The organism is Flavobacterium sp., from assembly GCF_020217025.1.
Taxonomy (GTDB): Bacteria; Bacteroidota; Bacteroidia; order Flavobacteriales; family Flavobacteriaceae; genus Flavobacterium.
In genome coordinates this window covers 1-10,000 of the sequence record NZ_JAIWOF010000159.1, presented here as the reverse complement: position 1 = coordinate 10,000, position 10,000 = coordinate 1, and the positions used below count along the sequence as shown (strand labels likewise).

10 protein-coding genes are annotated in these 10,000 nt (G+C 33.0%); 8 read left to right on the top strand and 2 right to left on the bottom strand.

Features of this window, described 5'->3' with window-relative positions; translation table 11 throughout:
• Positions 1–235 precede the first annotated feature (235 nt).
• On the bottom strand, positions 236–775 hold the full coding sequence (locus LDL23_RS08095; protein ID WP_291265245.1) for a DUF1697 domain-containing protein: 540 nt from the start codon (positions 773–775) through the stop codon (positions 236–238).
• 30 nt (positions 776–805) lie between these two features.
• Positions 806–1,504, bottom strand: a complete 699-nt coding sequence (locus LDL23_RS08090) for a DUF1003 domain-containing protein (protein ID WP_291265244.1) — start codon at positions 1,502–1,504, stop codon at positions 806–808.
• Between the two features lie 123 nt (positions 1,505–1,627).
• Between LDL23_RS08090 and rlmD the strand changes: the two genes are divergently transcribed.
• The 8 genes from rlmD to LDL23_RS08050 all read left to right on the top strand — a co-directional run bounded on the left by rlmD (position 1,628) and on the right by LDL23_RS08050 (position 9,897).
• Positions 1,628–3,040, top strand: coding sequence for a 23S rRNA (uracil(1939)-C(5))-methyltransferase RlmD (gene rlmD, locus LDL23_RS08085; protein ID WP_291265243.1), 1,413 nt, complete (start codon positions 1,628–1,630; stop codon positions 3,038–3,040).
• A 150-nt stretch (positions 3,041–3,190) separates the two neighbouring features.
• A complete protein-coding gene (locus tag LDL23_RS08080) occupies positions 3,191–3,694 on the top strand; it encodes a DUF6452 family protein (protein ID WP_291265242.1) in 504 nt (167 codons plus the stop codon).
• Positions 3,675–4,382 carry a DUF6048 family protein gene (locus LDL23_RS08075; protein ID WP_291265241.1) on the top strand — a complete coding sequence of 236 codons (708 nt, stop codon included), beginning with the start codon at positions 3,675–3,677 and terminating at the stop codon, positions 4,380–4,382. Before LDL23_RS08080 ends, LDL23_RS08075 begins: the two co-directional genes overlap by 20 nt.
• Positions 4,383–4,990: 608 nt before the next feature.
• Positions 4,991–6,733, top strand: a complete 1,743-nt coding sequence (locus tag LDL23_RS08070; RefSeq protein WP_291265240.1) for a tyrosine-type recombinase/integrase — start codon at positions 4,991–4,993, stop codon at positions 6,731–6,733.
• Positions 6,734–6,981: 248 nt separating this feature from the next.
• A complete protein-coding gene (locus LDL23_RS08065; protein WP_291265239.1) occupies positions 6,982–7,542 on the top strand; it encodes a hypothetical protein in 561 nt (186 codons plus the stop codon).
• Between the two features lie 191 nt (positions 7,543–7,733).
• On the top strand, positions 7,734–8,288 hold the full coding sequence (locus tag LDL23_RS08060; protein WP_291265238.1) for a hypothetical protein: 555 nt from the start codon (positions 7,734–7,736) through the stop codon (positions 8,286–8,288).
• Between the two features lie 215 nt (positions 8,289–8,503).
• Positions 8,504–9,283, top strand: coding sequence for an FRG domain-containing protein (locus LDL23_RS08055; RefSeq protein WP_291265237.1), 780 nt, complete (start codon positions 8,504–8,506; stop codon positions 9,281–9,283).
• Positions 9,284–9,429: 146 nt separating this feature from the next.
• Complete coding sequence (locus LDL23_RS08050; protein WP_291265236.1) at positions 9,430–9,897, top strand: hypothetical protein; 468 nt, start codon at positions 9,430–9,432, stop codon at positions 9,895–9,897.
• Positions 9,898–10,000: the final 103 nt, after the last annotated feature.

The window sequence follows — 10,000 nt, the reverse complement described above, 5'->3', positions numbered from 1 at the left end:
TCAAGTTCAAATTCAAGGGCAAGGTCAAGGGCAAGGTCAAGGGCAAGTTCAAGTTCAAGGGCAAGTTCAAGGGCAAGTTCAAGGGCAAGTTCAAGGGCAAGTTCAAGTTCAAAATCAATAATCTCTAAAAATTCTATTTTTTGGAACACAGATTTTAGAAATGGAAGAAATTTTAAAAAATGTATAAACTATGTCAGACGCTTTTAAACTTTTAAACCACTAACCTTTTAAACTCCTACTCAAACATTTCTAACAACGTCGAAATCGTATTCCAGTTTCTAATTGTGGCAACAACGTTTAATTTTTTCTCGATATATTTTTGGTCTAATCTTGTTTTTCCGGCTCCTACAGCGTATTTGATGTAGATTCTGCTTTTATCAATTGCTGCTTCGTCGGGTTTGAATTGGCTGATTTTTAAATCGTTGATGGCGCTTCCTTGCAATTCTTTCGAAAGAAAAGCCACGTACAATTTCTTGGTATCACAATCGTTTTCTTTTAGATACGGATTGTTTTTAAAACACGCTTCCAAATCTTCTTTACTAATAACTACAACTGGAACTTCCAATCCTAATTCTTTGAAAATTTCTTGTTTGATTTTAAACCCAACACTCGCACCATGTTCTTCTTCTGAATCTACAAAAACGTTTCCTGATTGAATATACGTGCGTACATTTTGAAATCCCGCGTTTTCTAAAAGCGATTTCAAAGCGTCCATTTTTATCATGTTATGACCGGAAACGTTAATTCCGCGAAGTAAAGCTAAGTGGGTTTTCATGGTTGTAATTTGGTGCAAAAATAGAATTTCCTATTTAATTCGGTTCAAAATATCGTTCATCATTTCGATTTGCACTTTTTGAATTTCGATTAACTCTTGTTGTTGGTGCATTACCAAATGATCAATTTTATCGTCTAACATTCTAATTTCTAGTTCTGATTTCAAATTAATCATGTAATCTTTCTTAGCGCGTTCGCGGTCTTTTTCTTCCTGACGGTTTTGGCTCATCATAATGACTGGCGCTTGCAATGCTGCCACACAGGATAAAATCAAATTCAATAAAATGAAGGGATAAGGATCGAATTCTTTGTTCGTAAAAATAATCACGTTGGAACTAATCCAAATGGTAATGAAAACAAAAAAAGCAATAATAAAGGTCCAACTTCCTCCAAATGCCGCCACTTTATCTGCTACAATTTGTCCGTAATTTCTAGTATCAACTTCTTCTTCTACTTTGGCTACAAACGAAGTATCATCCCCTAAAGACCGCACTACATCTTTTTCTAATTTTGATAACTGACTGATTTCGGTTTGCAAAAATTTTGAAATGTATTTTTCACGATACACATTCAGTTCTTGTACAGAAATGGAATCATTCACATCAAAATCAGGAAAATCTTCTAAAATTAGGTTTAAAATTGAAGTTCGAATTGTTTTCCCTGAAACCCTATCATGCTCAGGAAATTCAATATTGGAAATAGCACTTATAAAAGTTTTATTGTTTCTCATAATTCAAAAACATTTTAGCTAATTTACAATTAAAACCATTGAATTCTACAACTCTTGGCTTTAAAAATTATAGAAATCAAAAAAAACGTATCAAATCCAGTGAACAATTCTTATTTTTGCCTCATGGGAAAAAAGAGAACAGAAAAAATCGTATTCGAAAACGTAAAAATCCTTGATGCAGGTGCAAAAGGTGTATCGGTAGCTAAAGCTCCTGATGGTAAAGTAATATTTCTTCCAAATGTAGTGCCTGGCGATGTGGTAGACGTGCAAACGATGAAGAAAAGAAAAGCCTACTACGAAGGTAAAGCTATAAAAATCCATGAATTTTCAGAACATAGAATTGACCCGGTTTGTGAGCACTTTGGTGCTTGTGGTGGTTGCAAATGGCAAAACATGAAGTACAGCCAACAATTGTTCTATAAAAATCAGGAAGTTTATAATAATTTAAAGCGAATTGGTAAAATTGAATTGCCTGAATTCGAGCCTATTTTAGGTTCGGAAAAACAATTGTTTTACCGAAATAAAATGGAATTTGGTTTCTCGAATGCGCGTTGGATGACCAATGCGGAAATTCAATCAGGAACTGAATTTGACAATAAAAATGCGTTGGGATTTCATATTCCAAGAATGTGGGATAAGATTTTAGATATTGAGAAATGTCATTTACAAGAAGATCCATCTAACGAAATTCGTAATGAAATTAAACGATTTGCTAACGAAAACAACTTAACGTTCTTCAATGCTAGAGCTGTGGAAGGTTTGTTGCGAACGTTGATGATTCGTACCGCTTCAACTGGTGAACTTATGGTGTTGCTTCAGTTTTATGAAAACGATAAAAACGGAATCGAATTGATGATGAACTTCTTAGCGGAGCGTTTTCCTCAAATCACTTCATTACAATATGTTATCAATCAGAAATTGAATGATACTTTGTATGATCAAGACATTATTTTGTTTAAAGGTCGTGATTATATTTTGGAAGAAATGGAAGGTTTGCATTTTAGTATTAATGCGAAATCGTTCTATCAAACCAATTCGGACCAAGCGTATGAATTGTACAAAATCACTAGAGAATTTGCTGGATTAACTGGAAACGAAACCGTTTACGATTTATATACAGGAACCGGAACCATTGCCCAATTCGTATCGAAAAAAGCGAAGAAAGTAATTGGTGTTGAAGCCGTTCCAGAAGCGATTGTTGATGCAAAAGCTAATGCGGAACGCAATAACATTACGAATTGTGAGTTTTATGTTGGGGACATGAAAAACGTATTCAATGACGAATTCATTAACCAACACGGACAACCTGACGTTATCATCACCGATCCACCGAGAGACGGAATGCACAAAGATGTAGTAGAAATGTTATTGAAAACTGACGTGCCAAAAATTGTGTATGTAAGTTGTAATTCGGCAACACAAGCACGTGATTTGGCTTTGATGGATGAGAAATATAAAGTAGTTCGTGTACGCCCTGTGGATATGTTTCCGCAAACGCATCATGTGGAAAATGTGGTTCTTTTAGAAAAAAGATAATTAAATTTAAACCACATAGAAACATAGAAAACCATTTTTTTTGAGATAAACATAGCATTTCATTAACACAGCGCTATGAAAACTATGAAAAGTGTCACGTCTCAATTCATTTTGAAAAACTAGGTGTCTATGTGGTAAAATAAAAAATTTATGAAAAAAATAGTTTTTATAATCCTATCCTTGCTTTTAGCGGTTTCGTTTTGGAACTGCGAAAAAGATGATATTTGTGCAAGTGGAACACCTGTAACACCAAGAGTAATTATTGAGTTTTACGATGCTGCTGATCCTAGCGTTTTGAAGAACGTAACGAATTTAGGGGTGATAGCACCCACATTTTCTGAAGGCAAAGCATTTAACAATGTTTCTAAAATTGAAGTTCCATTAAGAACAACGGCAGATGTTACCACTTTGAATTTTATTCAGAACGGAAGCGATACTGATAGTTCAAATGATAATATAGATGCCATCACTTTTAACTACGAAAGAGTGGATGAATATATTTCTCGTGCTTGTGGTTTTAAAACCTTATTTTATTTGAATGATACTAATCCGATTGTGTTAACTGCAGATAGTAACAACTGGATTCAAAATATCGAAGTGATACAACCTAATATAGAAACCGAAAATGAAGTACATGTTAAGATTTATTTTTAGTCTGAGCTTGTTTTGTGTTTCTTTGTTAGGAAATGCACAAACTAAGGACACTGCCAAAGTTATGTATCCGGAGCGTTATGGACTGCGTTTAGGTGTTGATTTACATAAAATTGCGCGTTCGTTTTACGAAAAAGACTATCGTGGTTTTGAAGTAGTGGGTGATTATCGTTTAACTAAGCGTTTTTACATTGCTGGAGAAATTGGAAACGAAGACAAGACTATTGACGATGACCGTTTGAACTTTACTACTAAAGGCACCTATTTTAAAGTAGGTTTTGACTACAACTCATTTGAAAACTGGCTTAACATGGAAAACATGATTTACGTGGGAATGCGTTATGGTTTTAGTAGTTTTAGTCAGACATTAAATAGTTATAAAATCTATGATCCAACGAATTATTATGGTGAAAACACGGTAATTTCGGGAGAGAAATTTGGTGGTTTAAATGCCAGTTGGTTAGAAGTTGTGGGAGGAATTAAAGCGGAGTTGTTCCACAATGTGTATTTGGGATTCTCGGTGCGATTAAACTATTTGGTTTCTAATAAAAAGCCAGATGGATTTGATAATCTTTTCATACCAGGTTACAACCGAACGTATGACGGAAAATTTGGAGCAGGATTTAATTACACCTTGAGTTATTTCATCCCTATTTACAAGAAAAATAAAACCACAACGGAGAAAAAATAAGAAATGAAGCGTTACGAAAGTGGCGCTTTTTTTTGTTAGTACTATTTTTAGAAAGCTACAACATACTTTTGACATACCTCTAGCATATAGTATCCATACTTCTAGCATACACTCCGCATACACTATCCATACACTATCCATACACTAAGCATACACTAACTGTGCTTTATCAGTGCTATATCTGTGCTTTATGTTCCAAGTATCTTCCTAGTATCTATGAAGTCTCGACTTCGCTTGACTTGACAAAATATGATGTTGTTTTGTTTCTATAGTTCTCGATACATTTTTAAGTTGTTAATCTTAGGCTTTACAGCTATAAAATACTCGACGTGATGGTCGTGGGAATACGTTTTTGTAGTTCTCGATACATTTTGTAATAGTAAATCTTGGGCTTTACTATTACAAAACACTCGAAGTGACGGTAGCGTTATTTCGGTTCTACAGTTCTAGATACAATTTTATATTTCAAAAATTGGCATTTTTAAAATATAAAATCACTCGAAGTGACGGTGGTGTGATTTCGAAGTGACGGAAGTGTTATTTTGGTTTTGGAATTATATTTTTTGTATATTTGTATCATTATAAGCCATTTAAATTTTGTATTTGCCATGAAGAATATACGTATTGAGAAGATTTTTCACCATGGTGCTTATCGCATTGGGGTGTTTTTTGATAAGGATTTTGAAATTATTGCCGTTTTAAAACGTCTTGGTGCTACTTATAGTGGTTCTCGCAGGTGTTGGTATTTGGATTATTCTAAGGCTTCTTATCATTTGTTGCGTTCTCATTTTCCGGATTTGGTGGTGGTTACTGAATCTACAATTTCCAATATGGTGACCGGTATTAATAACCGTGACCTTTCACCCATAGCTTCTTCAAGCGCTCTTCAGTTAGACTCTGCTTTGAGTAATCCTGAACATAAACCAACTGTAATAACTTCGGATAAATTGAAGTTACAATTGTTGCCGAGTATTGGTAAATATTGGGTTTTTAAGATGCATTTTCATCATGAAATTAGTAAACAACTTTTGAAGACTAAAGGGGTTTATTGGAACGGAACTTATAAAAGCTATATGGTTTTTAGAAATGAAGTTGTAAAGCATGAGGTGGAAAAGATTTTAGGCGTTTCTGACTTTTTTGGTACGGATTATTTTGTTAAAGATTCGTTTGTTGGTAAGGGAGAAATTAGGATTTTGCCTCATTTAGAAGATGTGGCTTGGATGGAAGTTCATGTTCCTAAAATGGTTGCGGTTCATGAGAAATTAAAGCGTTTTTCGATGTCTCGCTACAGTAAGATTAAGGGGTGTTATTTGCTTCCGGCTGCGCCTGTTGTGATGGATTCTTTGCATTTACAGTTTGAATCTTCTGGTATTACTATTGCCTCTTTGCTTCCGAAACATTATTTGGACAAACGAAATTTGCCTAATAAAAAACAATTGGACTTATCTAAAACGAAGAAAAGCTTACTGGATTTAGTTCCAGAGCAAGCCCAAAGTTATTTAAGTAAGATGATTGACACTTTATTGGCTTTGAATTATAGTAGTTCGACCTTGCGAACGTATTGTGGTGCTTTTATTCAATTTTTACGCTTTTTTGAGTTTCGAAATCCTGAGGATGTTACTAGGGAGGAAATTATTCGTTTTTTAGGCTCTTTGATGGAGCGTGGTTTATCTGCTACGAGTGGACATAGTATGGTGAATGGGGTTCAATTTTATTATCAGCAAGTTTTAGGGAAAGTTGACTATAGTTTTGTACTTCCACGACCAAAGAAGGAGAAAAAGTTGCCTGTTGTATTGACTATGGAGGAATGTTTGCAGATTTTTAAAGTTGTAGATAATCCGAAACACAAGCTTTTGTTGTTGATAGGTTATGGTGCTGGCTTGCGTGTGAGTGAGATTGTGAGTTTGAAATGGAATGATATTTTATTTGAGGAACACAAGATTCATGTTAAGAATGCTAAGGGTAAGAAAGACAGAATGGTGATGTTGCCCTACTCTATTGTTACTTCTTTACAGCTTTATAGAGAACTTTATAAGGGTAAGCATTATGTTTTTGAGGGTCAGTTTGCGGGCGAGCCTTACAGTACCGGAAGTGTGCAACAGGTGATGCGCAATGCTATAAAGTTATCGGGTTTAGAGAAGAAGGCTACGGTGCATACGTTGCGTCATAGTTTTGCGACCCATTTGTTAGAGAATGGCACGGATATCCGCTACATTCAGCAATTTTTAGGGCATTCGAGTATAAAAACCACGACTGTTTATACGCATTTAACGAAAACTGCTGTTGATAGAATACAGAGTCCGTTAGATAGAATGGTTGACATAAAAGGTAAGAAAAAACTTGAAGAATAGTTTTTAAAGTTAAAAAAGTTGTATATATTTGATGATATTTACTAGTTAGGCACAATATTACCCCAAAAAACTCAAAAAGAATATCAATGCAATGTTATAAGAATTTAATATCGATATTTATTTTTATTTATTTTTCTTTTTTTTTCAATAGTTGCAGTAGAGAATGGAGCACAGCTCTTTATGTTCAAAAAATTGAGGGAACTTCAAAAATTTTATACAAATATAACGCATCTGGCGGAAGAGACACAATGGTTTCAGGTTATATTTTATTAGATTCAACAGAAACATTTGAAGTTGATATTTCAAAAAATCTTCCGTTTTCATATCTTGAAGATATTCCAAATAAAAAACTAATTAAAGGTATTGAATTTGAACAACCTAATTATGAAAATTCATCAAATGATGTGAAAAAAAACTTCGCTCCAATTAAAGAATCAAGCTTATCAGAAAATGGTTTAAAAATTAAAACTAAATTATTTCAATACGAAGGCTTTATGGAAAGAAATAGTGGCTTAGGAACATTCGAGTTTGAAAATTTTAAGGAAACAAGAGACAGCATAATTTTCTATAATTTAAACGATATAAAAAGTATGGAGCCTGAACATCTTGATAGTTTAAAGATAAAAAAGACAAATATTGTTATAAGACAAAAAAAGAACTTAGAAATTATATCGATTGATATTGAGGATTTAATATTGTCAAAAAATACAAGTGAAATAATATCCAATAAAACTTATTTTTTAACACCAAAAAAGAAAATGAAGTCAAATTCGTTTACTGATTATGGTATTTTTAAAGAACAATTTTAGAAAATACTGTGCCTAACAGCGGTTTGCTTCAATGGCTACTTCCGTATTTTCCTACGGAAAATCCGCTGCTCAATGGAATGTTTTGTTATATTTGTAATGGCTTGGTGTTGGTTCAACGCCACTGAGAGCAAGCCACAGAACGTTGGCGGTAATTGTGGCGCCGATAAACATCGAGAGAAATATACTTTAACATGGGAGCATTTTATTCGTTAGGAATAACTTTTGACAATATTGAAAACGCAGAAAATTGCAAATCAGAATTCGAAAAATATAAATTTTATTTAAGTGACAGCACTGAAGTGGGTTTTCGAATATTTATAACAAAATGCGATTATTTGTTAAACGAAAAAGAACAATTCACTTGTGGAATATTTCCATTAGGTTTGGAGCTTCCAAATACAAATCTAAAACTACTCAAAGGGAAATATTTTTATGAAATACGAACCGCATTATATACTTTTCTTAAAGATTTAAAATTGTCATTTAGCTTTGCTTTTTATGAGTTTGAAGGCGCTGATTTTGTTCAAGACAACAATCCAATTTTTGATATTTTAGAATATGGTTATGGGGAAATTGAAAGTGGCGAACCAAATGGATATTTTTTAGGGCTTTACAATTCATCAGATTTTTTGCCGAAAAGATATTTGGATGGATTGGTTATTTCCAACACAATTTGCGACAGAGATTTAACAGACTTAAAGGAATTTGAAAACTTTAAAGAAGGTTATTTATGGTTGCAGTTATAGAAAAACAACTACCGCCAACAGCCGTTTCTCGCAATTGCGAATTTTGTGGTAAGTTCACGTTTACCTTTCGCAAGAATTTTTATCTTTAACAGAAAATAATTCGTTCCGAAGTTCGCAACTGACGAGAAGCGGCGGAACGTTGTGTGTAATTAGTCCATAAAATCACGTGTTAAGCTTACTTGAGAAGTAAAACTAAAATTGAAAATATTCCAGATATGTTTAAAGGCAACGATTTTTTACAATCCGTAAAGACTATAAAATCTCTTGAGGAGTATATCATTCATGTTGACTTTGCAAGTCAAAAAATTTTCGAATCAAATAAAATTTGGTTTCGTGGGCATGCAAATAAAAACTATAAATTAATTCCAAGTATTTTCAGAGCAAAAGAATATTCAATTGAATCTGAAAAAAATCTAACAGAAGAGTTTCTTGATAAAGCAAAAGGTTTTATTGCTGGTCAAAATTTTGACAATCATGAATGGTACTTTCTTATGCAACATTTTGGGTTAAAAACAAGGCTTTTAGATTGGACTGAAGGATATTTATTTGCATTATTTTTCGCACTAAAACTAAATAAAGGGGATAATCAATTTATTGATCCTTGTATATGGATTATTAATCCTGAAGAATTAAACATGTTGTCATTAAATAAAACATCAATTATTCGTACTAATGATGATTCAAACAAAACATTAATATCGGAATATTTAAATTTCCAAAATCAGAAAAAAGAATTACCAATCGCAATTTCACCAACTTATTCAAACGAACGTGTTTTGCGTCAAAAGGGATGCTTTACACTACATAGTGGAAACACAACAATAAATTCAGTCTATAAAAAAAGGAATTTTAATAGAATTGTTAAAATTAATATTTCGTATAAAGAGCGAGACCAAATGTTAGAACAGTTAAAGTTAGCAGGTATAAGCGAATCATCAATTTTTCCTGACTTGGAAGGATTATCAAGAGAATTAAATTCAAAGTATAAATTCTAACTACACACAACAGTGGTTTTGCGAAATTTGGGCTTGGGTGTTTAATGGAAAGATCTTTTTGTATATTTGGCTTTAGTCCAAATGGAAAGGTTCGGGGCAATATAAACCCAAACTTCGCAAAGCCACGGGACGTTGTGCACAAGCTTATGAAAAAACTTAAGTTTATAAAAAAGATAGTTTTGGGAATTTTAGCTTATATAATAGGAATTGTAATAGCATCTAATTCCGAAGGTTTTTTTCGTAGCTTAATACAAGATATTTTTCAATGGTCAACTTCTGACAAAATTCAATTCGTTGGAAAAAATATTTTTATTTTCTCAAATAAACTTTATTTCATAACATTCGGAATTGGACTTTTGATTTTGACTCTCGAAAATTTGAATCAAAAATTTATACAAGTTTTAAAAAGTCTAACTGTAAGCCTTTTGATCTTTGGAATTTTATTAATAGCAATTTCCTTTATTGATGCTAATATGAAAGTTGCAGAATGTACAGCTTGTAATGACGGAATAAGAAAATTAAATTGGGATGATATAAATTATGGATTTATTATAGGAGCAAGTGCTATAATTTCTATTATTCCAAACTTAATAAGAATATCAAAACGAAAATAAAGCCTGTGCACAACAGCGGTTTGCTTCAATGGCTACTTCCGGATTTTCCTACGGAAAATCCGCTGCTGAATGGAATGTTTTGTTATATTTGTAATGGCTTGGT